Annotated in this window: 33 protein-coding genes and 1 riboswitch; of the genes, 24 read left to right on the forward strand and 9 right to left on the reverse strand. The window is 58.3% G+C overall.

What is annotated here, in order from left to right; all coding sequences use genetic code 11:
• Nucleotides 1-77 precede the first annotated feature (77 nt).
• On the reverse strand, nt 78-692 hold the full coding sequence (locus tag OS242_RS11435; RefSeq protein ID WP_267151826.1) for an RsfA family transcriptional regulator: 615 nt from the start codon (nt 690-692) through the stop codon (nt 78-80).
• A 224-nt stretch (nt 693-916) separates the two neighbouring features.
• On the opposite strand from OS242_RS11435, the gene OS242_RS11440 reads away from it, so the two are divergent.
• The 4 genes from OS242_RS11440 (at nt 917) to OS242_RS11455 (ending at nt 3,413) form a co-directional block, all read left to right on the forward strand.
• The gene (locus tag OS242_RS11440) at nt 917-1,732 is read left to right on the forward strand and encodes a Cof-type HAD-IIB family hydrolase (RefSeq protein WP_267151827.1); all 816 of its coding nucleotides are present in this window, start codon (nt 917-919) and stop codon (nt 1,730-1,732) included.
• A 109-nt stretch (nt 1,733-1,841) separates the two neighbouring features.
• Nucleotides 1,842-2,309, forward strand: a complete 468-nt coding sequence (locus OS242_RS11445) for a ferritin-like domain-containing protein (protein WP_267151828.1) — start codon at nt 1,842-1,844, stop codon at nt 2,307-2,309.
• A gap of 253 nt (nt 2,310-2,562) precedes the next feature.
• On the forward strand, nt 2,563-3,165 hold the full coding sequence (locus OS242_RS11450; protein WP_267151829.1) for a sigma-70 family RNA polymerase sigma factor: 603 nt from the start codon (nt 2,563-2,565) through the stop codon (nt 3,163-3,165).
• A complete protein-coding gene (locus tag OS242_RS11455) occupies nt 3,165-3,413 on the forward strand; it encodes a helix-turn-helix domain-containing protein (RefSeq protein WP_267151830.1) in 249 nt (82 codons plus the stop codon). Before OS242_RS11450 ends, OS242_RS11455 begins: the two co-directional genes overlap by 1 nt.
• Before the next feature lie 211 nt (nt 3,414-3,624).
• On the opposite strand, the gene OS242_RS11460 is transcribed toward OS242_RS11455, so the two are convergent.
• Entirely contained in the window at nt 3,625-3,765 is a 141-nt protein-coding gene (locus OS242_RS11460) for a YvrJ family protein (RefSeq protein ID WP_267151831.1), read from the reverse strand.
• A gap of 136 nt (nt 3,766-3,901) precedes the next feature.
• Here OS242_RS11460 and OS242_RS11465 point away from each other — a divergent pair, with 136 nt between their 5' ends.
• From OS242_RS11465 to OS242_RS11495, 7 genes are all read left to right on the forward strand, one after another.
• Nucleotides 3,902-4,432, forward strand: a complete 531-nt coding sequence (locus tag OS242_RS11465; protein WP_267151832.1) for an MgtC/SapB family protein — start codon at nt 3,902-3,904, stop codon at nt 4,430-4,432.
• Between the two features lie 160 nt (nt 4,433-4,592).
• Nucleotides 4,593-5,411, forward strand: a complete 819-nt coding sequence (locus tag OS242_RS11470) for a 6-carboxyhexanoate--CoA ligase (protein ID WP_267151833.1) — start codon at nt 4,593-4,595, stop codon at nt 5,409-5,411.
• Nucleotides 5,408-6,802 carry an adenosylmethionine--8-amino-7-oxononanoate transaminase gene (bioA, locus tag OS242_RS11475; protein ID WP_267151834.1) on the forward strand — a complete coding sequence of 465 codons (1,395 nt, stop codon included), beginning with the start codon at nt 5,408-5,410 and terminating at the stop codon, nt 6,800-6,802. The genes OS242_RS11470 and bioA overlap by 4 nt, the downstream gene beginning before the upstream one ends.
• Nucleotides 6,792-7,949, forward strand: coding sequence for an 8-amino-7-oxononanoate synthase (bioF, locus tag OS242_RS11480; protein WP_267151835.1), 1,158 nt, complete (start codon nt 6,792-6,794; stop codon nt 7,947-7,949). The genes bioA and bioF overlap by 11 nt, the downstream gene beginning before the upstream one ends.
• Nucleotides 7,949-8,650 carry a dethiobiotin synthase gene (gene bioD, locus OS242_RS11485; protein WP_267151836.1) on the forward strand — a complete coding sequence of 234 codons (702 nt, stop codon included), beginning with the start codon at nt 7,949-7,951 and terminating at the stop codon, nt 8,648-8,650. Before bioF ends, bioD begins: the two co-directional genes overlap by 1 nt.
• A gap of 36 nt (nt 8,651-8,686) precedes the next feature.
• Entirely contained in the window at nt 8,687-9,682 is a 996-nt protein-coding gene (gene bioB, locus OS242_RS11490) for a biotin synthase BioB (RefSeq protein WP_267151837.1), read from the forward strand.
• A 123-nt stretch (nt 9,683-9,805) separates the two neighbouring features.
• Entirely contained in the window at nt 9,806-10,165 is a 360-nt protein-coding gene (locus OS242_RS11495) for a response regulator (RefSeq protein ID WP_267151838.1), read from the forward strand.
• Nucleotides 10,166-10,234: 69 nt separating this feature from the next.
• Here OS242_RS11495 and OS242_RS11500 read toward each other — a convergent pair whose 3' ends face one another.
• Complete coding sequence (locus OS242_RS11500) at nt 10,235-10,567, reverse strand: cupin domain-containing protein (protein WP_267151839.1); 333 nt, start codon at nt 10,565-10,567, stop codon at nt 10,235-10,237.
• A gap of 41 nt (nt 10,568-10,608) precedes the next feature.
• Here OS242_RS11500 and OS242_RS11505 point away from each other — a divergent pair, with 41 nt between their 5' ends.
• Nucleotides 10,609-11,154, forward strand: a complete 546-nt coding sequence (locus OS242_RS11505) for a mismatch-specific DNA-glycosylase (protein ID WP_407702114.1) — start codon at nt 10,609-10,611, stop codon at nt 11,152-11,154.
• Between the two features lie 183 nt (nt 11,155-11,337).
• Here the strand turns inward: OS242_RS11505 and OS242_RS11510 are convergent, their stop codons facing one another.
• Together OS242_RS11510 and OS242_RS11515 are read right to left on the reverse strand one after the other, a co-directional pair.
• Nucleotides 11,338-11,760: a barstar family protein gene (locus OS242_RS11510; RefSeq protein WP_267151841.1), complete on the reverse strand. Its 423-nt coding sequence runs from the start codon at nt 11,758-11,760 to the stop codon at nt 11,338-11,340.
• Nucleotides 11,757-12,653: a complex I NDUFA9 subunit family protein gene (locus tag OS242_RS11515; RefSeq protein WP_267151842.1), complete on the reverse strand. Its 897-nt coding sequence runs from the start codon at nt 12,651-12,653 to the stop codon at nt 11,757-11,759. The genes OS242_RS11510 and OS242_RS11515 overlap by 4 nt, the downstream gene beginning before the upstream one ends.
• A 110-nt stretch (nt 12,654-12,763) precedes the next feature.
• Nucleotides 12,764-12,898, forward strand: a riboswitch (cyclic di-AMP (ydaO/yuaA leader).
• 15 nt (nt 12,899-12,913) lie between these two features.
• Between OS242_RS11515 and OS242_RS11520 the strand changes: the two genes are divergently transcribed.
• The 5 genes from OS242_RS11520 (at nt 12,914) to OS242_RS11540 (ending at nt 16,945) form a co-directional block, all read left to right on the forward strand.
• Entirely contained in the window at nt 12,914-13,600 is a 687-nt protein-coding gene (locus OS242_RS11520; protein WP_267152007.1) for a C40 family peptidase, read from the forward strand.
• A 112-nt stretch (nt 13,601-13,712) separates the two neighbouring features.
• Nucleotides 13,713-14,666 (forward strand): D-2-hydroxyacid dehydrogenase, encoded by a 954-nt coding sequence (locus OS242_RS11525; protein WP_267151843.1) that lies wholly within the window; start codon nt 13,713-13,715, stop codon nt 14,664-14,666.
• Nucleotides 14,667-14,700: 34 nt separating this feature from the next.
• A complete protein-coding gene (locus tag OS242_RS11530; RefSeq protein ID WP_267151844.1) occupies nt 14,701-15,336 on the forward strand; it encodes a YktB family protein in 636 nt (211 codons plus the stop codon).
• 264 nt (nt 15,337-15,600) lie between these two features.
• On the forward strand, nt 15,601-16,695 hold the full coding sequence (locus OS242_RS11535; protein ID WP_267151845.1) for a tetratricopeptide repeat protein: 1,095 nt from the start codon (nt 15,601-15,603) through the stop codon (nt 16,693-16,695).
• Nucleotides 16,696-16,708: 13 nt separating this feature from the next.
• The gene (locus OS242_RS11540) at nt 16,709-16,945 is read left to right on the forward strand and encodes a hypothetical protein (protein WP_267151846.1); all 237 of its coding nucleotides are present in this window, start codon (nt 16,709-16,711) and stop codon (nt 16,943-16,945) included.
• 103 nt (nt 16,946-17,048) lie between these two features.
• Here the strand turns inward: OS242_RS11540 and OS242_RS11545 are convergent, their stop codons facing one another.
• Nucleotides 17,049-17,903 (reverse strand): cupin domain-containing protein, encoded by an 855-nt coding sequence (locus OS242_RS11545; RefSeq protein WP_267151847.1) that lies wholly within the window; start codon nt 17,901-17,903, stop codon nt 17,049-17,051.
• A 151-nt stretch (nt 17,904-18,054) separates the two neighbouring features.
• On the opposite strand from OS242_RS11545, the gene OS242_RS11550 reads away from it, so the two are divergent.
• The gene (locus OS242_RS11550; RefSeq protein WP_267151848.1) at nt 18,055-19,518 is read left to right on the forward strand and encodes a bifunctional metallophosphatase/5'-nucleotidase; all 1,464 of its coding nucleotides are present in this window, start codon (nt 18,055-18,057) and stop codon (nt 19,516-19,518) included.
• A gap of 45 nt (nt 19,519-19,563) precedes the next feature.
• On the forward strand, nt 19,564-20,256 hold the full coding sequence (gene nth, locus OS242_RS11555; protein WP_267152008.1) for an endonuclease III: 693 nt from the start codon (nt 19,564-19,566) through the stop codon (nt 20,254-20,256).
• A gap of 35 nt (nt 20,257-20,291) precedes the next feature.
• On the opposite strand, the gene OS242_RS11560 is transcribed toward nth, so the two are convergent.
• On the reverse strand, nt 20,292-20,615 hold the full coding sequence (locus OS242_RS11560) for a DUF2614 family zinc ribbon-containing protein (protein ID WP_267151849.1): 324 nt from the start codon (nt 20,613-20,615) through the stop codon (nt 20,292-20,294).
• 141 nt (nt 20,616-20,756) lie between these two features.
• Here OS242_RS11560 and OS242_RS11565 point away from each other — a divergent pair, with 141 nt between their 5' ends.
• The 5 genes from OS242_RS11565 to OS242_RS11585 all read left to right on the forward strand — a co-directional run bounded on the left by OS242_RS11565 (nt 20,757) and on the right by OS242_RS11585 (nt 23,411).
• Nucleotides 20,757-21,311: a DUF2140 family protein gene (locus OS242_RS11565; protein WP_267151850.1), complete on the forward strand. Its 555-nt coding sequence runs from the start codon at nt 20,757-20,759 to the stop codon at nt 21,309-21,311.
• Between the two features lie 69 nt (nt 21,312-21,380).
• On the forward strand, nt 21,381-21,590 hold the full coding sequence (locus OS242_RS11570) for a hypothetical protein (protein ID WP_267151851.1): 210 nt from the start codon (nt 21,381-21,383) through the stop codon (nt 21,588-21,590).
• Between the two features lie 149 nt (nt 21,591-21,739).
• Complete coding sequence (locus OS242_RS11575) at nt 21,740-22,348, forward strand: N-acetylmuramoyl-L-alanine amidase family protein (protein WP_267151852.1); 609 nt, start codon at nt 21,740-21,742, stop codon at nt 22,346-22,348.
• A 63-nt stretch (nt 22,349-22,411) separates the two neighbouring features.
• Nucleotides 22,412-23,056 (forward strand): N-acetylmuramoyl-L-alanine amidase family protein, encoded by a 645-nt coding sequence (locus OS242_RS11580; protein WP_267151853.1) that lies wholly within the window; start codon nt 22,412-22,414, stop codon nt 23,054-23,056.
• Nucleotides 23,049-23,411, forward strand: coding sequence for a phage holin, LLH family (locus OS242_RS11585; RefSeq protein WP_267151854.1), 363 nt, complete (start codon nt 23,049-23,051; stop codon nt 23,409-23,411). The genes OS242_RS11580 and OS242_RS11585 overlap by 8 nt, the downstream gene beginning before the upstream one ends.
• A 73-nt stretch (nt 23,412-23,484) precedes the next feature.
• On the opposite strand, the gene OS242_RS11590 is transcribed toward OS242_RS11585, so the two are convergent.
• Both OS242_RS11590 and OS242_RS11595 read right to left on the reverse strand, forming a co-directional pair.
• Complete coding sequence (locus OS242_RS11590; RefSeq protein ID WP_267151855.1) at nt 23,485-24,150, reverse strand: hypothetical protein; 666 nt, start codon at nt 24,148-24,150, stop codon at nt 23,485-23,487.
• Nucleotides 24,151-24,198: 48 nt separating this feature from the next.
• Entirely contained in the window at nt 24,199-25,410 is a 1,212-nt protein-coding gene (locus OS242_RS11595) for an aminotransferase class I/II-fold pyridoxal phosphate-dependent enzyme (protein WP_267151856.1), read from the reverse strand.
• Between the last annotated feature and the right edge of the window lie 6 nt (nt 25,411-25,416).

The raw sequence follows: 25,416 nt of genomic DNA on the forward strand, positions 1-25,416 counted from the left end.
AAAAGAGAGTGTCCGTATGACATCCTGGGATGCAGCGGACACTCTCTGTTTTCTTTTCGTGGATGGGGCGGCGAACGCTATTCGCTCACACGCTCCAGGTTGCCGTGATCGTCCATTTTAAAGCGGGGCGCTTTCACGCCTTGCTGCTCCATCTCCAGCAGTTTGCGGGCGCGGTCCATGATCTCCAGCAGCGCTTTCGAGTCTTCGCCGCCGAGCAGATCAGGCGCTTTGTCGTCGCCGACCTGATGGCGAAGGCGGGAGTTTTCATGCAGCACGGAGGAGAGCTGCGTCTCCAGCTCTGCGATGCGCTCTTCGAGCTGGCGGGATTTTTCTTGCAGGTTGTAGTATTCGCGCTCGTGATTTTTCAGTGCACGGATGATGCCGTCGATCGACGGGTCTTCGAGGTCCGGTCCGTAGGCGCGACGTTGCTTGGCCTGTTGACGCATGGAGAGCCGCTCTTTTTTCGCGAGCTTGGCATCTTTGATATGGTCTTCGTAGTGTTTGCGCACGACGCCGTTCCAGCGATAGCCGCACGCGGCCGGGGTGCGGCCGAGCAGGTTGGCCGATTCGACGAACGCGTTCAGTTGCGTGCTGCCTTCTCGTATATGACGCAGGACGATCTCCGCCAGCTTTTGGTCATCATCCGCGGTCCACGCGTCGGAGCGGGTGGTCCAACGTTCAACAGTTTCCATCATATCGCCTCCAAAATCGTATATTACCTTTATGTCCCCTAGTTGGGAGATTGATACACTTTCATCCACGAAATTTAGATGTCTGTAACATTCATATGAGAGAGTCCGCCCATTCTGTCACTTTTCCAGCTGAAAAATAGAGAAAAAGTTTGAAATTTTTTTCTTGACAGGTGTCTGAGACTCAGGTAAGATTCTTAAAACTTTCACCGGGAGGGGGACTGACCATGAATCAAGCAGCTAAGAAACTGATCGCCATCGATTTGGACGGCACGACATTGACCCGTGAGAAGACCATCTCCAAGCGGACCAAGCGCGCCTTGCAAGCGGCGATGCAACAAGGACATCACGTGGTCATCGCCACCGGACGGCCGCCGCGGGCGAGCCTCGCGTATTACCAGGAGCTCAGCCTGCGTTCGCCGATGATCAACTTCAACGGCGCGTTTGTGCATCACCACCACGATGAGACGTGGGGGCACCACCACTTCCCGATGGAGCGCGAGACGGCGTTTGCTGTGCTCGACGCGTGTGAGCGGCTCGACATCTCGTCGATCATGGTGGAAGTCAAAGACAACTACTACCTCGGCAGCCATGATGATGGCTTGATCAAGTTCGCCGCGCACGACGGCCGCCCGCCGTCCGGGATCGGCAACCTGCGCGAACTGGTCACCGAGCATCCGACCAACGTGCTGATCTCCCCCGGCAAGCACCGCATGAACGACCTGCGCGCCTATCTGCACGAGCATCACGCCGACGTGATCGATCATCGCCTGTGGGGCGTGCCTTATCATGTGATCGAGGTCGTGCGCGCCGGGGTGAACAAAGGCTCGTCGCTGGCGTTGGTGGCGGAGAGTCTCGGTGTGGCCCGTGAGGATGTGATCGCGTTTGGCGACGAAGACAATGACACGGAGATGATCCGCTACGCAGGGCTTGGCGTCGCGATGGGCAATGCCAATCCGATGCTCAAGTCGATTGCGGATCATATCACCGATACAAATGACAACGACGGCATCGCGATGGTGCTGGAACGAATGGTCTTGTAAGAGATGGAAAACAGGCTCCCGCTGGTCGGGAGCCTATTTTCTTGTCGATGGGTGTCCCTCTGGCGGGCGGGCGAATATCCTGCAATGACCAGAGGAGGTGGCACATCGCATGTACGATGGATACTGGACACCGGCCGCGGGCGTGCGCAACCCGCACACGGAGGGATTTACCGACCGCACCCGGTTTTTGCAAAAGCTGCTCAAAGCGATCTACGACGAACGTGCCGCGCAACAGTTTTACCGGGTGATGTACGACCGGGCGATGACGATGTTTCAAAAGCGTTCGATCCAGCACGCATGGAACGATGAGATCAAACATGAGCGGATGTTGACGCATCTCTATCGGTCGCTGACCGGCAGCGAAGCGCAAGTGCCGATTCCCGGACCGCCGGAGATCGCCGATTTTGAACGGTCGGTCGAGCAGGCACTCGAAGACGAACTGGCAGCGGCGGAGCACTACCGGGAGATGTATAAAATGACGACGTTCCGCGAAGTGCGCGACCTGTTGCTGGAACTGACGCTCGATGAGATGGAGCATGCTACCCGGTTTACGTACATCCGGGCTGCGATGCCTTGAACAAACACCGTGCTGCGAATTGGCACGGTGTTTTTTAAATTTTTAGAAAAAAAGATCTTGACAGCAGGAAAGTTTCCTCAACAATCGAATATATTTGTTAATAAAATAGCAGCGTATATTATTTCCGATAAAGTTAGAGTCGTTCTTACAAATATTTTTTTACGAGAAGGGGGGACAAAGTTGTAGGAAAGGAAAAAAAAGGACATCTACAAGTAATCTGATTTTCCAGTGAAAAAAGGGAGGGACTCACACCATGTCGCAAACGAAGTCGTCGCCCGTCGTGCCTTTTTTCAGCAATCCGCTTCTCCAGCGCTTCATGCAGGTCCCGGAAAATCACGAGTTGTTTTGCAACGTCTTGCTGCGTCAGGAGGAAGCAGATCGCTTGGAGCTGGAACGCCGCTTTGCGGAGTTTTACTACGAGATGCGGTTTCTCGGATTTGTTCGCAAGCACATTCATTATGAAGCGTTGCATGTATTGCGCAAAGCCCGTCATCGTCAGTCCTTTGAAACGCTGGCTCTCAACTCGCCGATTGGCGGGGAGGAGGGGGGCGGGATTGAGCGGATCGAGACGATCCGCGACCCGTACGTCTCGGTGGAGAACGAGGTGGTCGGCCGGACGCTCGATTTGGACGACCTGGCTGCCGACCCGGCGTTGCATGAAGCGTTGCATGAGTTGACCGAGCGGCAGCAGCTGGTGCTCGACCTGTTGTATGTGCAACAGATGACCGAACAGGAGGCGGCGACGGTACTCGGGGTGTCGCAGCAGTCGGTCAACAAACTGAAGAAACACAGCCTGAGCCGCATCCGCCGTCGTTTGAGCAACGGCACGATGCAGGTGGAAGGGACGATGTCGTGATGAAACACATCGAGTCGCTCCGTACGCTGCTCTTGCGCGCCAAATCGGGGGATGCGGCCGCCCAAAGTGAGATCATCGAGCGGTTTCGCCCGCTGATCAAAAAATATGCAAGACAAGCGGCGATCGAAGACGCCTATGACGTCGAACAGGAGCTGGTCCTGCGTTTGCTCTTGCTGATTCGTTCGTACCGAGAGGAGCTGCCGTATGGTTTTATGGAGTTGGTGGAGAGGGAGCGGACGACCCGCTAATCTGCCAAGACAAAAATATATAGGGAAAAGGTCGGCATACTCAGGGTGGGGAGTATGCCGATTTTTTGTGAGGGGCGGAGCTGTATGGGACAAGCTTTCCACGCATAAAGTAGTTTGACATGCCAAAAAAAGGCCGCTCGCTTCCGCTCTTTTGGCGAAAACGGCGACCTTCAGTGTGTATCTGGACGTGGGAGACGGATGTGCGGATTTGTCATTCGCTGATCTTCAGGGCCTCCGAGATGCGGGCGAGCAACGTCGAGACTTCTTCCAACTTTTGTTGCTGTTTGACGAGGAGGTAGAGGCTGACGACAATGGGAAACCCGTAGTTGCTGACCAATTGTGCCCAATCCATGTAAAGACCCCCTTGATATTGTTGGATTTGTCTTACCGTGTTGCTTTTTGATTGTGTTTCTTATTATAATAGATGGATATTTCAGACGAATTGTACAACCGAAGTGTCAACTTTTTTTGGAACGGGGGATTGACAGGTGGGTGGCATTTGGGATGACATCCTGAGAGAGTTAGATATGATCGACGTGATCGCCGTTCGCTTGTTGATCGCCTTTGTTGCAGGTGCCATCATGGGGCTGGAACGGGAACGCAATTTGAAGATGGGACGACAGGCCACCGGGGCCGGATTTCGCACTTATTCTTTGGTTTGCCTCGGATCTTGCATGTTCTCGCTCGCTTCGATGTACGGATTTCCCACCACCGGTGCCAACAATGACCCCGGCCGTATCGCGGCGCAGGTCGTGGCGGGCGTCGGCTTTCTCGGTGCGGGGACGATCATCAAGGACGGGCGCGGCTTTGTCCGCGGCTTGACTACGGCGGCCGGTCTCTGGGTCGCAGCAGCCATTGGGCTGATGATCGGTGCGGGTATGTATATCACCGGCATGCTGTCGGCGTTGCTGGCGTTTGTGATTCTCGACGCGCACCATCTGTTCCCGCGCCTGTTTGTGAAAAAGGAACGGGTCAGACAGGGCGCTGATGATGACGACGATGACGATCACCATGAGTGACAGACTACGGAACGAGAGCACCTCGTTCCGTTTTTTTGTGCGCGTTTTTAGACCGATCAGACGATTGCCATGATTTGGGGAGGGTGGTACACTGTGTTTTAGATATTGTTAACTCAGATGTTTGGACAAGTTGACAAAGGGACGTGAGGAGGAGTTGCGCATGACTTGGTACAGCGTGCGGATGCGGGCGGCGGAAGGCGGTCCGCATGAGCAGGGCGGCGCGCACATCTCCGGCGGCGAGCGCATCGTCGGCGAGGAGGAGATCGAAGTCATGGTGCAACGCTTGCTGCGGCGGGCGATGACGCATGAGAAGGGGCGGCCGGATTTTATTAATCTGACGGTGGAACGGGTGCCGGATGAGGGGATCGGGAGCTTGACTGCACTGCCGATCCGCACCCGTCCGGTCGCCGATCTGACGGAGGGGCGGGCCGTCGCTGTCGAACTGCTCGAAGCGTGCGGCATCGACAGCCGGATCGCACAGTACGCGGTCGACCTGATCGCCGGCGGTCCGGCACCGGACGGCGGCGCGATGCGGGGGGCGATCGTGCTGGATGCCGACACGGGCGAGCGGCTGGAAACAGACCCCGCGCGCGGCGTGCGGATCTCCAAGATCGACTGGGCCCCGGACGCGCTTGCAGCTTGGCGGGAACAGGTGGCGGCAAACGGCCTTGCCAATGAGCGGATCGCCGAAGCGGTGGCGCTGGCGACCAAGGTGACTTCGACGCCGGGCACGGTCGCCGAACTGTGCTGGTCGGATGATCCCGGCTATGTGGCGGGCTATGTCGCGTCACAGCGGCTCGGGTATGTGCGTATTCCCTATTTAAAACCCCTCGGCAGTCCGTTGGGCGGCCGGGTGTATCTTGTGCGCGGTGTGAGGGATGCGGCGGCGTACGAGCGCGAGTTGCAAGTGCCGGCGCTGGTGCAGGCCATTCCGCCGCAACCGTATCTCAATGAAGAAGGAGAGCTGTCCAAAAGATGACGACCGACTACCAGACGCTCAGTGAGAAGAGTAAACAGTACCTCTGGAATCCGTTTACGCAGATGAAAGGCTACCACGAAGACCAGCCGCTGATCATCGAATCGGCGGAAGGCGTCAAATTGCGCGATGTCACCGGCCGGGAGTACTACGACGGCGTGTCGTCCGTGTGGCTGAACGTGCACGGTCATCGCGTGCCGGAGCTCGACGAAGCGATCAAGGAGCAACTGGGCAAGATCGCCCACTCCACGCTGCTCGGGATGGCGAACGTGCCGGCGATTGAGTTGGCGGAGCAGATCATCCGGGTGGCGCCGCAGGGGCTCCAGAAAGTCTTTTACTCCGACTCGGGCGCGACGTCGGTCGAGATCGCGATCAAGATGGCGTTCCAATATTGGCAACACAAAGGCAAGCCGGAAAAGCAGTCGTTTGTCACGATGAACAACGCCTATCACGGCGACACAATCGGCGCGGTGAGCGTCGGGGCGATCGACATCTATCACAAAGCGTATTCGAAACTGCTGTTCCGCTCGTACCGGGTGGATTATCCGTACTGCTACCGCTGTCCGGTCAGCCAAGAGCCTTCGTCGTGCGGATTTGCTTGTCTCGAACAGGTGGAGTCGCTGCTGACCGAAAAAGCCGGGGAGATCGCGGCGTTTATCATCGAGCCTGTCGTCCAAGGGGCGAGCGGGATCATCACGATGCCGTCCGGATTCCTCAAGGAGCTGCGGAAGTTGTGCACCGAGCATGACGTGCTGATGATCTGCGACGAGGTGGCGACCGGCTTTGGCCGCACGGGGGCGATGTTCGCCTGCGACCACGACGGGGTGACGCCCGATCTGATGTGCGTCGCCAAAGGGCTGACCGGCGGCTATCTGCCGGTGGCGGCGACGCTTGCGACCGATGAGGTGTACAACGCGTTTCTCGGAAGCTACGAGGAGAAAAAGACGTTTTTCCACGGCCACTCCTATACGGGCAATCAGCTCGGCTGCGCGGTGGCGTTGGCCAATCTGAAGTTGTTCCATGACCGCGGCCTGGTCGCGGATGTGGCAGACAAGTCGGGTCATGTGGCGGAGCGTTTGGAGGCGTTTTCTTCTTTGAAATCTGTCGGTGACATCCGACAGCGCGGGTTTATGATCGGGATCGAACTGGTCAAGGACAAAGCGACGAAGGAAGAGTACGACTGGCAGGAAAAAATCGGTTTGCTCGTCTCCCGCCGGGCCTGCGAACTGGGCATGATCCTGCGCCCGCTGGGCAATGTGGTCGTGTTCATGCCGCCGCTCGGGTCGACGGTGGCGGAGCTAGATGAGATGATCGACATCCTCTACAAAGCGATTGAGGACATCACCGAAAAAGGCGTGAAGACGCGCGGGGAGGGACTGCCGCATGGACTTTAAGAGCGAGCTCGACGAGATTCGCGAGGCCGGCCTCTATCGCAGTTTGCGGCGGATGGAGAGCGCGACGCAACGGGCGGTCACCGTGGAGGGACGGACGCTGCTGATGTGTGCGTCGAACAACTACCTGGGTCTGGCCAACGATCCGCGCGTGCAGGAAGCGTCGATCCGGGCGATCCGCGAGTACGGCACGGGGAGCGGCGGTTCCCGGCTGACGACGGGCAATACGGATCTGCATGAAAAGTTGGAAGAGGAGCTCGCCATTTTCAAACGGACGGAGGCGGCGTTGCTGTTCAACTCCGGCTATGCGGCCAATGTGGCGGCTCTGACCGCGCTGGTCGGCGAGGGAGACCTGATCCTGAGCGACGCGCTCAACCATGCCTCGCTGATCGACGGGGCACGGCTGTCGAAAGCGCAGCGGCAGGTCTACGGACACGCCGATCTGACAGAGCTGGACGCGCTGCTGCGGGGGGCGCAGGGGCGGTATCGGCGCATCCTGATCGTCACCGACGGCGTGTTCAGCATGGACGGCGACATCGCGCCGCTGCCGGCGATCTGCGACCTGGCGGAGCAATACGGCGCCGATGTGATGGTCGATGACGCGCACAGCACCGGTGTGCTCGGGCCGAACGGGGCCGGGACGGTCGATCACTTCGGGCTGTACGGCCGGGTGGCGGTGCAGATGGGCACGTTGTCCAAGGCGTTCGCAGCCGAGGGCGGCTACATCGCGGGCAGCCGCGACATGATCGACTATCTGGTCAACCGGGCACGACCGTTTATTTTCTCGACGGCGCTGAGTCCGGCGGTGATCGGCGCGGCGCGGGCTGCGTTGCAGATCGTCCGCGAAGAGCCGCACCGCCGCGAGCAGGTGTTGGCGCAGGCGGAGTGGCTGCGGTCGATGTTGCGCGGGGAAGGGTTTACTGTGTTTCCCAGCGAGACGCCGATCATCGGCGTGTTGATCGGCGAGGCGGAGGAGGCGGTCGCCTTTGCCAGACGGTTGGAGGAGGCCGGGGTGTACGCGCCGGCGATCCGTCCGCCGACCGTGCCGGCGGGCACGTCGCGCATCCGCCTGACGCTGACGGCGACGCACACCAACAGCGACGTGGACGCGATCCGGGAGGCGTTTGCCGTGGCGAGGGGGGCGGTGTGATGAGGTCCGCGTTTATCACCGCCACCGACACAGGCGTCGGCAAAACGCTCGTCACCGGGGCGCTGGCGTGGTGTCTGCGGGAGCGGGGCGAGGACGTCGGCTGCTACAAGCCGGTGCAGTCGGGCGACCTGCTGCACGACGAGACCGGCGACGTCTGCCGCCTGAAAGCGTTGAGCGGTCTGCCGGACCCGGTGGAGCGGATCGGCCGCTATGCGTTCGCCGAGCCGCTCGCCCCGCGGCTGGCGGCGGAGCGGGCCGGGTCGCCGCTGTTGCTCGCCGATCTGCTGGCCGCCTTTGACGAGGTGCGCGGGGATCACGCCCGCTGGCTGGTCGAAGGGGCGGGCGGCCTCGCCGTGCCGCTGACAACAGACGCGACCGTCGCCGATCTGGCCGCGCAGCTCGGGTATCCGTTGCTCATCGTCGCTCGCGCTCACCTTGGCACCGTCAACCACACCGTGCTGACCGTCCGCTATGCGGAGTCGCTCGGTCTGCGGGTGGCCGGCGTGATCCTGTCCGGCGGCAAGGGAGCCGCGCACGACCTTTCGGAGGCCTATAACGCCGCTTACATCGAAGAGTATGCGAACGTGCCCGTTCTTGGGCACGTGCCGTGGCTCGGGGATCTGCCGTCCGTTCAGACGGTTCGGGACAGCGTCCGGGCGCATGTCGACCTGGATCGTGTCGATTCTTGTATGAATTTCTAAATTTCCACATATAGATCATCCTTGGGAGGTATATCAATGTCCATCCAAACGAAAGTCAACTACCGCGAGCTGGCGGAAAAAGTCCTCGACGGCTATGTCGTCACCAAAGAAGAAGCGCTCGCGCTCGTGCAAGCGCCTGACGAAGACCTGCTCGACCTGATGAACGCCGCCTACCAGATCCGCAAGAAATACTACGGCAACAAGGTCAAGCTGAACATGATCATCAATGCGAAATCCGGTCTCTGCCCGGAAGACTGCGGCTACTGCTCCCAGTCGATCGCGGCCGACACCCCGGTTGAAAAATACGCGCTGCTGAACAAAGACTCGATCCTCGCAGGCGCGCAGGAAGCGATCAAACGCAAAGCGGGCACCTACTGCATCGTCGCGTCCGGCCGCCAGCCGTCGCCGCGCGAAGTGGATGCGGTCGTCGAAGCGGTCCAAGAGATCCGCGAGACCACCGATCTGAAGATCTGCTGCTGCCTGGGCTTCCTCAACGAAGACAGCGCAGCCAAACTGGCGGGAGCAGGCGTGCACCGCTACAACCACAACCTGAACACCTCCAAAGAAAACTACGACAACATCACCACCACCCACAACTACGACGACCGCGTGGACACGGTGGAGAAAGTGAAAGAATCCGGCATGTCGCCTTGCTCGGGCGCGATCATGGGCATGGGGGAGACGGACGAAGAGCTGGTCGACATCGCGTTTGCGCTGCATGCGCTCGATGCGGATTCGATCCCGGTCAACTTCCTGAACGCCATCGACGGCACCAAACTGGAAGGATATGACCACCTCAACCCGCGCAAGTGCCTGAAGGGCGTGGCGATGTTCCGCTTTGTCAACCCGACCAAGGAGATCCGTCTCTCCGGCGGCCGCGAGATCAACCTGCGCTCCCTGCAAGCGATGGGGCTGTATGCGGCCAACTCGATCTTCGTCGGCGACTACCTGACGACGCAAGGGCAAGAGCCGACCTCCGATTGGGGCATGATTGAAGATCTCGGCTTTGAAATCGAAGAGTGCGCTCTGTAAGTGCGAATTACAGGTAAAAATGACGGATCGCCTCACTTGCCAGTCTGATCCCTTTGCCCTATTCTGGATAGAGTAGTGGCGAGTCGGAGTATTCAACCACGAGTGAGAGAAGGGAGCGAGCACATGGAAGCTGTGAAATCGGTATTGGCGTTGGTGACCAACCTGATGTTTTCCGTTAAGATCCGCGAAGTGGCCGCCACGATGGGCGGGCATCTCACCCTTGTGTCAAACAACGAGGAAATCCTGGAGAAGCTGGACATTCATCCGTCCTTGCTCATCCTCGATCTGACCGCCGTCGAGGACGGCTGGCAGAACGTCGTCGCCAAAGCGAAGGAAGCAGGTGTCCCTGTTCTCGCCTACGGTCCTCACGTCGAGGTTGATCTCCACGAAGCAGCCCGGGCAGCCGGTTGCGACGATGTCGTCGCCAACTCCAAGCTGAACATCGACCTGCCGAATCTGTTGGGGAAGTATTTGGGGAACTGAACATAGAGATGAAATGGAAAACAGCACCCGATCATGTCGGGTGCTGTTTTTGCGTGTATACCCGTGCTGTCAGTACTGGCTCGGGTGGTAGACTTCGGTGCAGACCATGTCTTCCATGCCGGTGTTGGTCATGCGGAAGTCGACGCCCGACGGGATGTAGACGATGGAGCCGGGCGCGACGTTGATCGCTTCTTCGCTGCCGTTGTTGAGGATGCATTGGCCTTCGCCTTGGTGGACGATGTAGACGTGGTCGCCGATGGCGGCCGAGGTCGCGTCGATCGTTTGGCCGGTTTTGCAATAGTAGGTGTTGGTGGTGAGGTCGGCTCCGGTGAAGTTGTTGACTTTGCCGACGCCGTTGTCGCCGTAGGACGGGTTGTTGAATACAGTTTCCGCGCGGTTCATGGTTGCGTGTGCCCCTTTCAAATCAGTATCATGGGACTAGTATGTGTCAACAGAGGGAGGAGCATGTCATGATACCGGACAGCATTTCCGAAGGGCTGAAGATCCTCTTTATCGGCTACAATCCATCCCTTCGCTCCGGCGAGGTGGGGCACAACTACGCAGGTCCCGGCAACCGATTCTGGAAACTCCTCCGTGACGCCGGGCTCACCGACCGCCTCGTGTCCCCGACGGAGGATCGCGACCTGATCCGCATCGGCTACGGCTTCACCAACATCGTCGCACGCCCGACCCGACGCGCAGATGAGATCACGAAAGAGGAGTATGCAGAAGGGCGGCTGTTGCTGGCAGAGAAACTGCGCCGCTACCGCCCGAGGGTGGCGTGCTTCGTCGGCAAGGGCGTGTACGAGCAATATTCGGGTCGCAAGAAAATCGGGTGGGGTGTGCAACCGGAGCCGACCGTCGAGGGCGTGATCGACTTTGTCGCACCGTCTTCGAGTGGCTTGGTGACGATCCCGTATGAGGAGATCGCGAGGATTTATCGGGGGTTGATGAGCGTAGTTGATGGAAATGGAGAGTGCTCTGGATGAGGCCGAACTATGAGTATGTGGCAAAAGGAGAAATGGCCCAAAGGATTTTGGATGATCTGAAAAGAGAGCATACGGAACTTGAAGTCCAGCGGGTCTTGAAAGCTCAACAAAATCGGTTGGCACGTAGGTCTCCAACGAAAAAAGGAAAGCTCGCTGAGTGAGGAGCTTTCCTTTTTGTATAGTTCAAGTCTCAAGCAGGAAGATGAGCAGCTTGATTGGCTTAGGAAACCCATATTGCGTCGTGCTGACACTATCGATGATATCTTGGAAGCAGGTCATGATTTTATGATAATCAATGGGTGAATGGCTTGCCATCCTGTCAGCATGATTCCATATAATCGCCTGACGGTCAGGGTATTTGTCATCATAGTCCTCAGTAAACGCAAGTCCGACACTGATTGAATCGATGAAGGCATCCAAACTCAAATAGCCTTCACGATTCAAGGGTGGATCTTGTGGCAGGTTCTTATTGATCGAATCCCTGAAGGTGTTTCGATCAATAATGTTTTCACCATCTAGTTCGTAGACGTGGAAATCGTTCTCGGCCAGGTAACGCAGGATATCTGGTCGTTGTTCTTGAGAGAGATTTCGAATCAAGTTGTTCATAAATAATCCCGAATCCCTTCATCAAATGGTTGCAACGCCACATCAAAAGCCAGCGAATACGGCAGCGGGTCGCAGGTGTTGCCTTCCAGTAGCATGGTGAGTTGGGCGGTGGTCAGTGGGAAGAACGGGAATCCCTCCATCATCTTCACCACTGGCTTCACCAAAAACACTGGAACTGGCACCGTCACCACGCCTTTCTTCCCAATCGCGCGGGCGATGCGTTGGAGCATTTGGCGGTAGGGGATCGGCTCGGGGCCGCCGACTTCATATGCACGGCCGATGGTCTCGGGGAGCTCCAGCGCTTTGACAAAACCGGCGGCGACGTTCTCCCGCGCCACCGGTTGCAGGGAGTAGCGGCCGCTGCCGAAGATCGGGAAGACGGGCGTTTTGCGCAGGACGTCGGCGAGCATGTTCACGAACTCGTCTCCGGGCCCGAAAATGACGGAGGGGCGAAATACGGTCCAGTTCAGGCCGCTGTTTCGTACGTACTCCTCCGCTTCCCATTTGGTTTTGTGGTACATCGAGACTGCATCCGGCCTCGCTCCCAGCGCGCTCATATGCACAAAGCGCGGCACTCCGACCGACTTGGCGACGTTGACCATGTTTTTCGTGCCTTGCACATGCACCCGCTCAAAAGTCACGCCTTTGCCCCGATGTTCCCGGATGATGCCGACGAGGTGGATCACGGCGTCGGTGCCGGCCATCGCTTTCGGCAGAGTCGCGGTGTCGAGGATGTCGCCGTGGGCCAGTTCGACGCGCCCGGTCGCCATCCATTTCTCCGGGAGCGCGGAATTTTTACGCAAGAGACATCTCACCTCATGTCCCGCCTCCAGCAGTCTTTCGAGGATGCCGTGCCCGACAAATCCTGTCGCGCCGGTCAGTAAGATTTTCATACGAACGTTCACCTCCAGATACCCGTATTGTACCGGGAAGTAATTAAAATTTCCCATGGTATCAATTCACATTGATTCGATGATTTACGACATGATAGACTGCAAGCAAATCGAAAAATCAGCCGAATCTGACGAAAGGTGTCAGTACGGGGGACCACAGTATTTATGGGGTGAACCGCCACTGTGCGGAAGGGGACTCTCAACCCGAACCCGTCAACTAACCTCGGAGGCTTCAGGGAGGATTTGCTGCAGTGAAACGCATGGTACAAACGGCGTTTGTGACCGCAGCCGTCGCAATCACCGCGATCAGCATGGGTCATGACGCACAGGCAGCCGTCTCGTACGGCGATCCGATCCTCGGCACAGGATCGAAGAGCGGACAAGTCTCCGCGTTGCAACAAGATCTGCGGGTGCTGGGCTATTTCACCTACCAGACCAACACCGGCTACTACGGCACCGTCACGGAAGCGGCAGTCAAGGCGTTTCAACGGTCGCACGGTCTGGCTGAGAACGGCAAGGTCGGACTGACCACCGGTCCGCTGATTGCAGCAGAAGCCGCGCAAAAGCTCGCCGCGCTGGCTCCGTCCTACCCGGAACAAGGCATTATCGCCACGGCCAAGCAGTACATCGGCGTCCCCTATCGTTGGGGAGGGACAACGCCGAGCGGCTTTGACTGCTCCGGGTTTCTCGGGTATGTGATGAATCAGCACAACATCGGTCTGCCGCGCACGGCGGCGCAGATGTACACCGTCGGCCAAGCGGTTTCAAACCCGCTCCCTGGCGACCTCGTGTTCTTCTCGACGTACGCGCCGGGTGCTTCCCACGCCGGGATCTTCCTTGGCAACAACGAGTTTATCTCCGCGACGTCTTCCAAAGGCGTGAAGATCGAGTCGATGAGCAACCCCTACTGGGGTCCCCGCTACGTCGGCGCCCGCAGCCTGCGTTAACCGGTGCGGCCAATCAATCACAAGGCATGTCTCCACTTCATTGTGTGAGCCATGCCCTTTTCCCATTCTCCGCATCGGTTATAATAGAAGAAAAAAAGGAGTCGAGCCGCTCATGAAGACGTTGGTCACCACCTGCCCGGTCAGCGACAAGCACCTGGCCAAGATCCGCGAGATCGCGCCGGATCTGGACATTCATGTGTTCCCGAGCATCGGCGACGCACAGGACATGCTCCCGTCGGCAGAGATTCTGATTACATACGGTGAAGATCTGACCCCTGAGCACATCGGGGTCTGCACGCAGTTAAAATGGATTCATGTGATCTCGGCGGGCCTTGAGTTGATGCCGTTCCCGGAGATCGCCGCCCGCGACATCCTCGTGACGAACGCGCGCGGCATTCACATCATCCCGATGGCGGAGTATACGCTCGGCATGATCTTGATGTTTTCCCGCCGCTTTGCCGAACTGTACCGCAACCAACTCGACAGAAACTGGGACCGCACGATCCGCATCGATGAGCTGCACGGGCAGACGCTCGGCGTGATCGGCGCCGGTGCGATCGGCACGGAGATCGCCAAGCGGGCGCAGGCGTTTGGCATGAAGACGCTCGGTGTCGCCACGACCGCCCGCGAGCAGGAAGGGTTTGACGAGATGTTTGGCCGCGACGGGATGGACGAGGTCTTGCAACGGAGCGATTTCGCGGTCGTGATCGTGCCGCTGACCCCGGACACCGACCGGCTGATCGACGAGCGGGAGATCGGGCTGATGAAATCGACCGCCGTGCTGATCAACATCTCGCGCGGCCGCGTTGTCGAGGAAGCAGCGCTGCTCGACGCTCTGCAGACGGGCAAGATCCGCGGCGCGGGACTCGATGTGTTTGAGCAGGAGCCGCTGCAAAAAGACCATCCGTTCTGGGGGATGGACAACGTGGTGCTGACCCCGCACCTGTCCTCCCGCTCCCCGCACTATATGGAGCGGGCGCTGGCGATCTTCCGCCACAATTTGCGGGTGACACGCGCAGGCGAGGGCGATCTGCAAAACAAGATCGATCCGGTCAAAGGCTATTAGACGCGACAGATCAAGAGACAGCAGGAGTGTGGAGATGAACTTTACAGGTTGGACAAATGAGGATTTTGACGTATTTGCCGTGGAAGGACTGGAGGAGCGCATGGCGGCGTTGATCGCCCATACGCGCGTCAAACTGACGCAGCTCGGCGAGGACTTCGCCCCGGTGCTGGCCGAGATCGCCGGCGAAGAGATGTTTGCGCACGTCGCCAAACATGCCCGCCGCAAAACCAACCCGCCGCACGACTCGTGGGTGGCGTGGAGCAAGAACAAGCGCGGCTACAAGATGTACCCGCATTTTCAGATCGGCGCGTGGGGCACGCATGCGTTCGTGCAGTTCGGCATCATCTATGAGTCGCCGATGAAAGGCGTCTTTGCCGAGCAGATGGTGAAGCATCTCGATGAGATCCGCGCCACGGTGCCGGACGACTACATGTGGTATCCCGATCACATGAATCCCAAAGGCTACCGCACGTCCGAGATGACCGATGAGGAGTTTCAACGCATCGCCCACCGCCTCGCCCATCAGAAAAACGGCGAGGTGATGATCGGCATCATCGTGCCTCGCGACGAAGCGGTCGCGATGACGCCCGATCAATTTGCAGCAAAGGCGAAGCGTACGTTTGAAACGCTCGCACCTCTGTATAAAATGGCATTCTCGGTGGAAGAATAACCGTTTTTTTGGAAGGAAAAAAACATGCAGTCGTTGAATTAGGTAAAGGACGCCCCCGTGTCGAAACGGTCAAGGGGCGTCCTTTTCTGTCGAGAGGCAGTCGACAGCGAGATTGATAGATTTGTCGAATTAAATAGAACGGTAGGAAGTTTAGTCACATTGCACACAGTTAGCACGAATCTATTGAATTGCCGAATGCGAAGGATTATCATGATACCAAGATACCCGATGAGAAATGGCCACGGAGAAAGGAGTGAGTGCTGGATGGAACCGATCGTTTGCGAAGTTGCCGCGCAGATTCGCTATCAACTGGATCAGTTGGAGCAGTTGGCGCAGCGGGACAGCCGCAAAGCGTTGCAGAGCATCGGTGATCGACTCGCCGCCTGGGAAGGGATCGTCCGTCAGCACTCGCACGTGGAACTTGCTTTTCGCATCGGTCAAGTACTGGAAGACCTGCGTCAATATTGGCTCGCGCTGTCCTGGTACCAATGGATCGCCGATCTCGACCCGTCGAAGATCTCCCGGGAGGAGCAGACCCGTTCGATCCGCGCCAAAGGGCGAATGTGCATCAAGCTTGGTCTGAACCATGAGGCGTTGCGCTTCCTCAAAGAAGCGGAAGAACTCTTGCAACAAGCCGGCTCGTCCGATCTGACCGAACTGCCGGTGGTCTGGCAGAACATGGGATCCCTCCTTGATCGACTGGAAAGCTGGGACGAGGCGCTGATGTACACGGAACGGGCGTTGACGGCGTTTCGAAGATTTGACGACCAGAAGCGCGTGTCGATTCTGTTGTTGATGGTCGGGACCTATCAGTACAAACTGCAACGTTACGAGGATGCGTTTGACACGTTGTTGCAGGCGCGGGAGGGACTGGAGAAGTTTAAAGACTATTTTCACCTCGCCCGTTGCTGGCATAACTACGCGGAGCTGATGCGTGACACCGGCCGCATGGAAGAGGCGATCGCAGCCTGGCGCATGTCGCTGGAGATGAAAAAGCGCACCGACGACCATGTCGGGCAGGTGAACACCTTGCTCTCGCTCACCGAGTACGTCTGCACGCAAAACGATTGGTACGGTGCACAGCGCTATGCCACGCAGGCCATCGCGCTGTGTCATGAGCATCGGCTGTACGATCAGGAGATCCTGTGCTTGAAGAGCTGGTCGAACATCCTGTTCGCGCTTGGGCGCTTCTCCGAGTTGGAAGTCTGCGCCGCGCGGGCGATGTATCTGGTGGAGAGCGTGACGGCGCAGGACCAGATCGGTCAACTGTTGCAAAAGATCGCCCAAGACTACAGCAAGATCGGCTACGAAGAACTGGCAATGCAATACAGCAAAAACGCAGTCCAAATACTCAGTTGAGGGAGGAATTCCAATGAGACGCAACATTTGGATCGGGTTTACGGTTGCAGGCTTGCTCGTTGCTTCTTTGATCACCTACAGCGCGCCGGGAGTGCCGGCACAAGGCACGTGGATCGGCGCGCATGATCCCATCGACCCGCTCGCACCCACAGAAGAGGTCGTGATCGCAACAGAGGACGGAAGTACTGACGATACGCAACAGGGGGTAGTGGTACCGATGGCGACCGATCCGGTCGATCCGTGGGGGTAAGCCTCTCGCATATATTCAGAATGTTCGCAATTGAGAAAAATGGAGTCTAAAAAACAGAAGGGGGGAAACGCGTCCTTCTGTTTTTCGCTTTGTTCGGATGGAATTAGAGAGGAAGCGGTTCGGCGAGAACGTGCTGGTCAAAAACGGTAGACAATTTTTCAAAGACGCTGGCTTCTTCAAAGACGGAGATCACGAGAATGGTTTCTTGCGTGAGATTGCGACAACCGTGGACGATGTTCTCCGAGAGGTGCACCAACTCCCAAGAATCTACGATCTGACTCTCGCTGCCGATATGGAGTTCCATACTCCCGTTGAGCAAGAAAAAATGTTCGGCGGCACTGTGAAAATGCTGCGGAATGTAGCCGCCCGGCTTCATGGAGACAAGAAAGATCTCGGTCTTGTCTTTTTTGTAAATCACCTGCAGATCGACCCCCCACTTGCGCATATACTCCTCATAGCGGGGTGACAGTTTTTGCGTGGCAAGCGGTTGGGTTTCAGACAAGGAGAGCGGAGGGCGATGGTAGCGCAGATGCAAGCGCAGCAACAGGAAGAAGATCGTCCAGTCAGCGAAGTAGGACATGGGGAGGCTCCAGAAGTATCGATGGACCATCCAGCCTTGGGTGAGGTAAAGAAATTCGATCAGGATCACTCCGGTCGTCCAAACGGTGAAGTAGAGCAATTGGCGGGAGATCGGTCGGTTCTTGGGGTAGTATTGAAGAAACAGATAGGTGACGACGGGGTAGATGCCGAAGTCATCGAGCAGACCCATCCAGAGCGGGCTGAGCCAATTTTGGTGATCGTGATAGGACCAGAGCGGTAACTGAGTGACGAGCGAATCGGAAGCCAGACTCATGATCATTGCCAAGGCGACGGACGGATAAAACTCCCGCCATCGCCGTTTATCCGCAAACAGGAAAAAGGCAGTCCATGACAGAACGAAATTGACGACGAACGGCATGGCCGTGAACCTCCTAACCCTTTATGCCTAATCTATATTGCGCTTCACAATGATAACAGTTTTGCCAGCGGATTCATTTCCATGCGTGTGCGGGGAACAATCAGGTATGTTAGAATGAAAAAAATGAAGGACAGAAACGGGAGTGGGATGGATGAGAGTCCACTTTTTCCATACGAACGATGTACATAGCCATTTTGAAGAGTATCTGCAGGTCGCGACCCAACTGCGCCGCCGCCGGGAACAGGCAACGGCTGACGGCGATGTGGTGTTCTCCTTTGACATCGGTGACAACGCCGACCGCAAGCGGATGGAGACGGAGGGCACGTTTGGCCGCACCAACGCCGCGTTGCTGGCTCAAGTCGGGTATGACGCGTGGACGTTCGGCAACAATGAAGGATTGACGCTGCCCAAGGACAGTTGGGCCGACTTGGTCAACGAGTCGAACACGCCGCTGCTCGTCGCCAATCTGTTCGATGATGAGTCGCGGGAGCCGTTCGGATGTTTTGAGCCGTATGTGATCCTTGAACGGAGCGGGCTGCGCGTGGCGGTGATCGGGCTCACGGTGCCTTTTTTTGATTTTTACAAAATGTTCGGTGTATGGGCCGAACATCCTCGCGACACGTTTGCCCGGCTTTTGCCGGAGATCCGCGAGCAAGGGGTGGATCTGGTCGTGCTGCTCTCCCATCTGGGCCTTGGCAGCGACCGGCAGATCGCCGAGGAGATCGAGGGCATCGACCTGATCCTCGGCGGGCATACGCACAACGTGCTGGAACAGCCGGAGCAGATCGGCCGTACGTGGATCGCGCAGGCAGGGTCGCACGGGTCGCACCTTGGGCACTTGACGCTGGAATGGGATGATGCGGCACGCCGCATCGCGGCTGTCACAGGCGGTGCGGTGCCGCGCGACCGGTCGCTGGTGCCGGATCAGGACTTGGCCGACCTGCTCGCTCATTGGCAGGAGCATGCGGCGATGCGGATGACCGAGGTGGTCGCACAGTTGGATCAGCCGCTGCTGCACCGTCTCTCCGGCGATTCGCCGCTCGCCCATCTGGTTGTCGACGGGATGCGGGCGCGCACCGGGGCGCAGATCGCGATGATCAACGGCGGGGTGTTCAACCACGGATTGATCGAAGGGCCGGTGACGCGCGCCGATCTGCTGACCTGCTTCCCAGGGCCGTCGATCACCTGCGTCGTGGAACTGACCGGAGGTCAGGTGCTCTCTTTGCTGGAGAAGTCGCTCGACCCGGCCTACGCGGAGCAGGTGGGCAAAGGCTACGGATTTCGCGGCTATCGGGTCGGCGGGCTGCAGGTGTCCGGCCTGACGGTGAACGTGACGCGGCAGACGGACGGCCGCACGGTGATCGACGCAAGGCATGACGGGAAAGCGATCGACCCGGAGCGGGTGTATGAGGTGGCGGGCATCGACTATCTGTATTTCTCGCCGGTCTATGCGGAGTTTAAAGAGGGGCGCAGCGTGCGGTTCCAACTTCCGTTCGTGCGCCAGTTGCTCGGCGAGGTGTTGGCACAGACGGGGGAAGCGGACATCGAGTCGCCCCGTTGGATGTTTGCCGGTTTCGAGCCGCATACTGATCAAGAGGAGCAGGAGGAACTGTAAGGCATGACAGAGAAAAAACGCACCACGACACGTACCAAGGAAGCGGTGGCTCTGCCCCGCGTTCCGACGACGAAGATACTCGACGCGCTGTATGAACTGTATCCGGACGCGCACTGCGAGCTGAATTTCCAGACGCCGTTTCAACTGTTGATCGCGACGATCCTCTCCGCGCAGGCGACCGACAAAAAGGTCAACGAGGTGACGGAGGGGTTGTTCCGGCGCTATCCGACAGCCGAGGCGATGGCTTTGCTCACCCAAGAGCAGATGGAGCAGGAGATCAAGGAGATCGGCCTCTATAAAAACAAGGCGAAAAACATCCTCGCCACCTGTCAGATCCTGCTCGATCAGTACGGCGGCGAGGTGCCCGCCTCGATGGAGCGGTTGGTTGAATTGCCGGGCGTGGGACGCAAGACGGCGAACGTCGTGCTCTCGAACGCGTTCGGCGTGCCGGCGATGGCGGTGGATACGCATGTGCATCGCGTATCAAACCGGATCGGGCTGGCATTGTCGGACGATCCGGTGGAGATCGAACGCCAACTGTGCAAGCGCATCCCGAAAAGCAAGTGGACGGACGCCCATCACTGGCTGATCTGGCACGGACGCCGCGTCTGCGACGCGCGCAAGCCGAAGTGCGAGGTCTGCACGCTCAACCCGCACTGCCGTCACTTCAAGGCGGCAAGCAAAGCCGCGCGGAAAACTGTACAGGCGTCCACAAGAAAAAAGACCAACGTCGACTAGACGAGGTCTTTTTCTCATATCCATAGAGTCAGGGCTTATTTTTGCGGAGCAGTGCCGGCGACGGCGTACAGTTCGCCTTCCTCGTCGAGCTCCACGCGGATCGGACCGCGGCAGTGCATGCAGCCGTCCTCGACGCCGAGGACCTTGGTGTATTTATGGCAGTGCGGACATTCGAGCGTCGGGATCTTCATCGACATCGCGCCCACGCGCAGGTAGATGAAGACGGAGACGAGGATCATGATCGTCCCGATCACGAGCGTGATCGGCAGCAACCAGTCGATGAACACGCCGAAGTACATCAGTAAGAACGCGCCGAAGATCAGACCCAGCGCGAGGTTGCGCATCCGGTTCAGTTTCACAGGCAATCCCTCTTTGCTATACATAATAGACTTTCACTGTCCATGCTACCCGATTTGACTCCAAAGAGCAATCTGGAAAAGGAGGCGTTTCCGATCGCACGTTCTCAATCGACAAAGTCCGTTTTCAGCGACCGCTGGCGTGTGGCTTTCCTGGCCTTGGCCCTGCTGGTCCTCATCGCGCTGCTCGCCCTCTGGGGCGCGTGGGTGTCGCTGACCAACCCCGCCCCGCGCGTGCCGGTGACGCCGCCAGCAAGCGCCGAGTCAGTGCCGGTGGAAGCGAGCGTGTCGCTCGACGCGATCAACCGCTATGTGGCGATGCAATTGACGAAAAAGGAAACTCCCGTGCAAAAAGCCACGTTCGCGCTGGAAAAGCAGATGCTGCGCGCCGACGCGTCCTTGTATTTCTTTGGCCGGGCAGCCAATCTGGCCATCTGGATGAAGCCGGAGATCCAGCCGAACGGCGATCTGCGCCTCGTCGCGCAGGATGTGGAGATGGGCCATTTCTCGCTGCCGCTCAAGACGCTGTTCGCCGTGCTGGAAGGCATGCCGTGGCCGCCGTGGGTGCATGTGCTGTCCGAACAATACACGCTCGATCTGAAGTTTTCCGAACAGACGAGCCAGGACTTCCGCTATCAGATCAAAAAGATCGACTGGGCAGAGGAGCGCATTCAACTGGAAATCGACCTCATGAAATAGGCTTGAAAAATGCGAACATATGTGCTATTCTATAGATGTAAAGGATACCTTATGTGAGGGATCGTCTAAATGAAAACAAACAGTACCCATTCCCCGATCAACACCACGGTGCAACAGTTGGTGCGGGTGGACGACGGGCCGAAGCTGATCCTCGTGGACCGCGGCAGAATTTTGGACGAGATCAAGCTCGGCGACTTCGACACCCGCGTGATCAAAACGCACCAAGGTCAGATCATCTCGGTGATGACCGAGGCGACGACCTACTACCGCAACAAATAAAACCCAATTACATGGTCCGACCGAGACCCGGAGGACGTCATCGAGTGTACCGCAGCAGAGCATACGCGGCGCTCCATGGCGTCTTTTTGTTGTGCTTGTTTGTACTTTTCCCTACATGTGCTGACTATCAGAGGAGCGTGACTGAACATATGAAAAAGAAGAGACTTGTAGTGCTGGACCCGCGACATGGCGGTATGGACAGCGGCTTGCGCACGGCCGACGGCTTGCTGGAGAAAGAGGTCAACCTGATCGTCTGTCAGGAGATCAAACAGCGCCTTGGTGACGTGGGTGTCGACGTGATGCTCACTCGTGACGGCGACTACGAGGTCGAATCGATGTCGCGGGCGGCGCTGGCGAACGGACGCGGGGCCGACCTGTTCGTCTCGTGGGCGTGCGACATGCTGGACGATGACAAAGTGCGCGGCGTTTCGCTGTGGTTGCACGACTCGTTCCGCGAGGTGAAAGGCGTCCGGGGCATCAGCGAACAAGTGACCAAACTGATCCGCTTCGAACGGGTCGGTGAACGGCTGGCCGGCATGAGCGGGCAGGTGATGCTCGGCGTGTTCCAGGAGCCGGACGACGTGCTGTCGCTGGTCGATGCGCCGGCGGTCAAGATCAAAGGCGCGTTTCTCTCCAACGAGACGGAGCGCAAACTGTGCCAGAAAGACGTGTTCTTGCATGCGCAGGCCCGCGGGGCAGCGTTTGGCATCTTGGAGATGCTGCATGAGCAGGAGCGGCTGCAACGCGCGGCTCAATAAAAGATCCATGTCCCGGAACGGGGACGTTGGTTGCATAGAGAGAGACGAGGAGGAGATGTTGAGATGCCGATTATCGTATTGGACCCCGGTCACGGGGGTCGTGACCCAGGGGCGCGAGGGAACGTGCTGACCGAGAAAGCGGTCAATTTACAGGCCTGTTTGATCCTGCGCGATCTGCTGCAACAGTCAGGCGTCACGGTGCTGATGACGCGGGAGGCGGATCGCGAGTGCGTGCCTGGCGTCGCGGAACATGTGGATTTAAAAGCGCGGGCGATGCTCGCCAACGCGGAAAGGGCGGATCTGTACGTGTCGTGGCACTATGATGCCAGCCACGACCCGAACGTGCACGGCGTCTCGGTGTGGATTCATCCGTCGCAGCGGGGGCAGTCGGCCTATTACAAAGCCGATCTGCTCGCCTATAAGATCGCGGCGAACACCGGGCAGAAAAATCGCGGCGTCTACCTCGGCGATTTCCAAGTTTTGCGGGAGACGATGATGGATGCACTGCTGATCGAGGGCGGATTTATCACCTCGCCTCAAGAAGAGGGGCAACTGGTCAGCGAAGCGTTTTTGCGTCGGCAGGCGGAGGGAGCGGCGATGGCGATCTGTCAGATCGTCGGCGTTGCGTATGCGGTACACGACGGCGTGGAACCGATGGCTGTGCTGTTCCAAGGTGCGGAGATTGCGGAGGTGAGCCGGCATGCTTGAGGCGGTGACGGGAGTTTCCTTGCAGGATCTGTTGCTGGTCGTGTTGGAAGGCGTGCTGTTGTGGGGCGTGATCGCGTTGCGCGGGGTCCGCCGCAACGCGACCGCCTATTATGACGCACGGGCGACGCTCAAACAGCGCGAGTGGCTGCGGCTGGTCGGCGAAGAGGCGTACCATTTTGCCGAGCGGGCGTACGGCGGTCACGAGAGCGAGGCCAAACGCTATCAAGCCAGCCGCTATGTGCGCGACCGTGCGGAAGAACTGGGGGTCGAGCTGACGAACAGCGAGATCCGCGCATCGATTGAACGGGCGTGGCTGGAACGGCAGCAACCGATGCAAACGGTCAAACCTTCATAGCCAAAAAAGGACAGGCTCTGCCGGGATCGCGGCAGGAGACCTGTCCTTTTTTGTGTTCCTGCTGTGTGGACTGCTACTGCTTGCTGACTTCGCGGGAGATGAAGGTCAGGAAGCGGTTCATGTGCGGACGCATGTCGCCGCCGCGGGCGATGTACGCCCGATAGCCGCTGAGTTCCTGCACCTGTTCGATCTTGCCGGTGACATAGACGTTTTTTACGCCAGGCACGCCTTTGCGGACGATGTCGGCGACTTTTTGCTTGTCTTCGGCGGAGAGGTTGCCGATGGTCGTGGAGTACGGACCGTCTTGCACGGCCGCGTCCGGCAAGCCTTCTTTTGCCAGTTCCTGCACGGTCATGCCCGTCGCCGACTTGGGCTCGGACTGGGTGCCGTACGGCATGTCGTTCCACGTATCACCCGACTGGATGGCTGCATCCGGCCCGTTGGCTTTCTCCGGACCGATGCGGGTAAATCCGACATAGGCGTTGCCGTTGTACATCAGCACCGTCGCGTTGCGGAAGCCGTCCATTTTGTTCACAGCCGTCGCCAAATCGTTGCGCACGGCGATGCCTTGGCTTTGCCGATTGGGCATGCTGGTCATGTCTTCGTGCGTGATGTGCGGCCCCTTCAGATTGCCGCCGTTCTGCCCTTGTTGTTGCGCTTGCGGGGTGCAGCCTGCGAAACTGGCCGCCAGCAGGGCAGTGACGAGCAGGGAAGAGGACAGTTTCAGCCGATTCAACATAGGATTCCCTCCTCTGCTTCGGGTGCGGGTAGAGTTCGCGACTTGGGTTTAGTGTGCGGCAGGAGCGGGTTCCTTTATGAGCGGTAGTTTTTTGGAGATCGCCTCGCAGATGCGGTCGATGCCTTTTTTCACATTTTCATAGTCGGTCGTCAGCGAGATGCGGACATAGCCTTCTCCCGTCGTACCAAAGGCGGTGCCGGGGGCGACGACGACGCGATACTCATCGAGCAGGTAGTTTGTAAACTCCAGCGAGGTCATTCCCTTCGGCACCGGCACCCACAGGTAGACGGTGGCATCCGGTTTGCGCACGTCCCAGCCAATCGTTTCAAACCGGGAGATCGCGTAGTCACGGCGGCGTTGATACTCGGCGCGAGACTCTTCGAGAAAACCGCTCTTGGCCACCTCTTCGAGCGCGGTCACCCCGGCGAACTGGATCGGGGCAAACACGCCGGAGTTGATATGGCTTTGCACGACCAGCAGCGAATGGATCACGTCCGCGTTGCCGACCGCAGCTCCGAGCCGCCAACCAGCCATGTTGAACGTTTTGGAGAAAGTCATGAATTCGACGCCGACGTCTTTGCCGCCCTCGTATTCCAGCAGCGAGCGGGGCTTGTTGTTGTCAAAATAAGTCTCGGCGTAGGCGTGGTCATAGCAGAGCAAGACCTCGTGCTCCTTGCAGAACCGGATGGCCTTTTCCATATACTCGGGCGGTGCCGTCACGCCGGTCGGGTTGTTCGGGTAGTTGAGAAAGAGCAGTTTGGCCCGACGGCGCGTCTCGTCGTCCAAGGAGTCGAGATCGGGCAGAAAGTGGTTTGCCCGGGTCAGCGGCATCCGCAGCACTTCCGCACCGGCGAAAAACACGCCGTCATTGTAAGCCGGGAAGGACGGGTCGGGGATCAGGCCGATGTCGCCTGGGCGCAGATAGGCCAGGGAGATGTGGAACAGCCCTTCCTTGGAGCCGAGCAAGGTGATGATCTCCGTCTCCGGGTCGACGTCGACGCCAAAGCGCTCTTTGTAATATTTCGCGACGTGCTCGCGAAAATAGAGCGACCCTTTGAATGCCGGGTAGTGGTGATTTTCCGGATCGGCCGCCGTCTCTTGCAACCGTTTGACGATCGGTTCAGGCGTGGCGTGGTCCGGGTCCGCTTTGCCGAAATCGATGATGTCGGTGATGCCCTGTTCGCGCAATTGATACACGCGCTCATCGAGTTGAGCAAATATGTAGGGAGGCTGTCCGGCCAATTTTTCCGCTTTCAACATCGTGGG

Source organism: Tumebacillus lacus, from assembly GCF_026410385.1.
GTDB classification, from domain to species: domain Bacteria; phylum Bacillota; class Bacilli; order Tumebacillales; family Tumebacillaceae; genus Tumebacillus; species Tumebacillus lacus.

Excerpts from the sequence above, each read along its gene's own strand:
- OS242_RS11435 (WP_267151826.1), bottom strand. The coding sequence starts at position 692 with ATGGAAACTGTTGAACGTTGGACCACCCGCTCCGACGCGTGGACCGCG.
- OS242_RS11440 (WP_267151827.1), top strand. The coding sequence starts at position 917 with ATGAATCAAGCAGCTAAGAAACTGATCGCCATCGATTTGGACGGCACG.
- OS242_RS11445 (WP_267151828.1), top strand. The coding sequence starts at position 1,842 with ATGTACGATGGATACTGGACACCGGCCGCGGGCGTGCGCAACCCGCAC.
- OS242_RS11450 (WP_267151829.1), top strand. The coding sequence starts at position 2,563 with ATGTCGCAAACGAAGTCGTCGCCCGTCGTGCCTTTTTTCAGCAATCCG.
- OS242_RS11455 (WP_267151830.1), top strand. The coding sequence starts at position 3,165 with ATGAAACACATCGAGTCGCTCCGTACGCTGCTCTTGCGCGCCAAATCG.
- OS242_RS11460 (WP_267151831.1), bottom strand. The coding sequence starts at position 3,765 with ATGGATTGGGCACAATTGGTCAGCAACTACGGGTTTCCCATTGTCGTC.
- OS242_RS11470 (WP_267151833.1), top strand. The coding sequence starts at position 4,593 with ATGACTTGGTACAGCGTGCGGATGCGGGCGGCGGAAGGCGGTCCGCAT.
- bioA (WP_267151834.1), top strand. The coding sequence starts at position 5,408 with ATGACGACCGACTACCAGACGCTCAGTGAGAAGAGTAAACAGTACCTC.
- bioF (WP_267151835.1), top strand. The coding sequence starts at position 6,792 with ATGGACTTTAAGAGCGAGCTCGACGAGATTCGCGAGGCCGGCCTCTAT.
- bioD (WP_267151836.1), top strand. The coding sequence starts at position 7,949 with ATGAGGTCCGCGTTTATCACCGCCACCGACACAGGCGTCGGCAAAACG.
- bioB (WP_267151837.1), top strand. The coding sequence starts at position 8,687 with ATGTCCATCCAAACGAAAGTCAACTACCGCGAGCTGGCGGAAAAAGTC.
- OS242_RS11495 (WP_267151838.1), top strand. The coding sequence starts at position 9,806 with ATGGAAGCTGTGAAATCGGTATTGGCGTTGGTGACCAACCTGATGTTT.
- OS242_RS11500 (WP_267151839.1), bottom strand. The coding sequence starts at position 10,567 with ATGAACCGCGCGGAAACTGTATTCAACAACCCGTCCTACGGCGACAAC.
- OS242_RS11505 (WP_407702114.1), top strand. The coding sequence starts at position 10,609 with ATGTGTCAACAGAGGGAGGAGCATGTCATGATACCGGACAGCATTTCC.
- OS242_RS11510 (WP_267151841.1), bottom strand. The coding sequence starts at position 11,760 with ATGAACAACTTGATTCGAAATCTCTCTCAAGAACAACGACCAGATATC.
- OS242_RS11515 (WP_267151842.1), bottom strand. The coding sequence starts at position 12,653 with ATGAAAATCTTACTGACCGGCGCGACAGGATTTGTCGGGCACGGCATC.
- OS242_RS11520 (WP_267152007.1), top strand. The coding sequence starts at position 12,914 with ATGGTACAAACGGCGTTTGTGACCGCAGCCGTCGCAATCACCGCGATC.
- OS242_RS11525 (WP_267151843.1), top strand. The coding sequence starts at position 13,713 with ATGAAGACGTTGGTCACCACCTGCCCGGTCAGCGACAAGCACCTGGCC.
- OS242_RS11530 (WP_267151844.1), top strand. The coding sequence starts at position 14,701 with ATGAACTTTACAGGTTGGACAAATGAGGATTTTGACGTATTTGCCGTG.
- OS242_RS11535 (WP_267151845.1), top strand. The coding sequence starts at position 15,601 with ATGGAACCGATCGTTTGCGAAGTTGCCGCGCAGATTCGCTATCAACTG.
- OS242_RS11540 (WP_267151846.1), top strand. The coding sequence starts at position 16,709 with ATGAGACGCAACATTTGGATCGGGTTTACGGTTGCAGGCTTGCTCGTT.
- OS242_RS11545 (WP_267151847.1), bottom strand. The coding sequence starts at position 17,903 with ATGCCGTTCGTCGTCAATTTCGTTCTGTCATGGACTGCCTTTTTCCTG.
- OS242_RS11550 (WP_267151848.1), top strand. The coding sequence starts at position 18,055 with ATGAGAGTCCACTTTTTCCATACGAACGATGTACATAGCCATTTTGAA.
- OS242_RS11570 (WP_267151851.1), top strand. The coding sequence starts at position 21,381 with ATGAAAACAAACAGTACCCATTCCCCGATCAACACCACGGTGCAACAG.
- OS242_RS11575 (WP_267151852.1), top strand. The coding sequence starts at position 21,740 with ATGAAAAAGAAGAGACTTGTAGTGCTGGACCCGCGACATGGCGGTATG.
- OS242_RS11580 (WP_267151853.1), top strand. The coding sequence starts at position 22,412 with ATGCCGATTATCGTATTGGACCCCGGTCACGGGGGTCGTGACCCAGGG.
- OS242_RS11585 (WP_267151854.1), top strand. The coding sequence starts at position 23,049 with ATGCTTGAGGCGGTGACGGGAGTTTCCTTGCAGGATCTGTTGCTGGTC.
- OS242_RS11590 (WP_267151855.1), bottom strand. The coding sequence starts at position 24,150 with ATGTTGAATCGGCTGAAACTGTCCTCTTCCCTGCTCGTCACTGCCCTG.
- OS242_RS11595 (WP_267151856.1), bottom strand. The coding sequence starts at position 25,410 with ATGTTGAAAGCGGAAAAATTGGCCGGACAGCCTCCCTACATATTTGCT.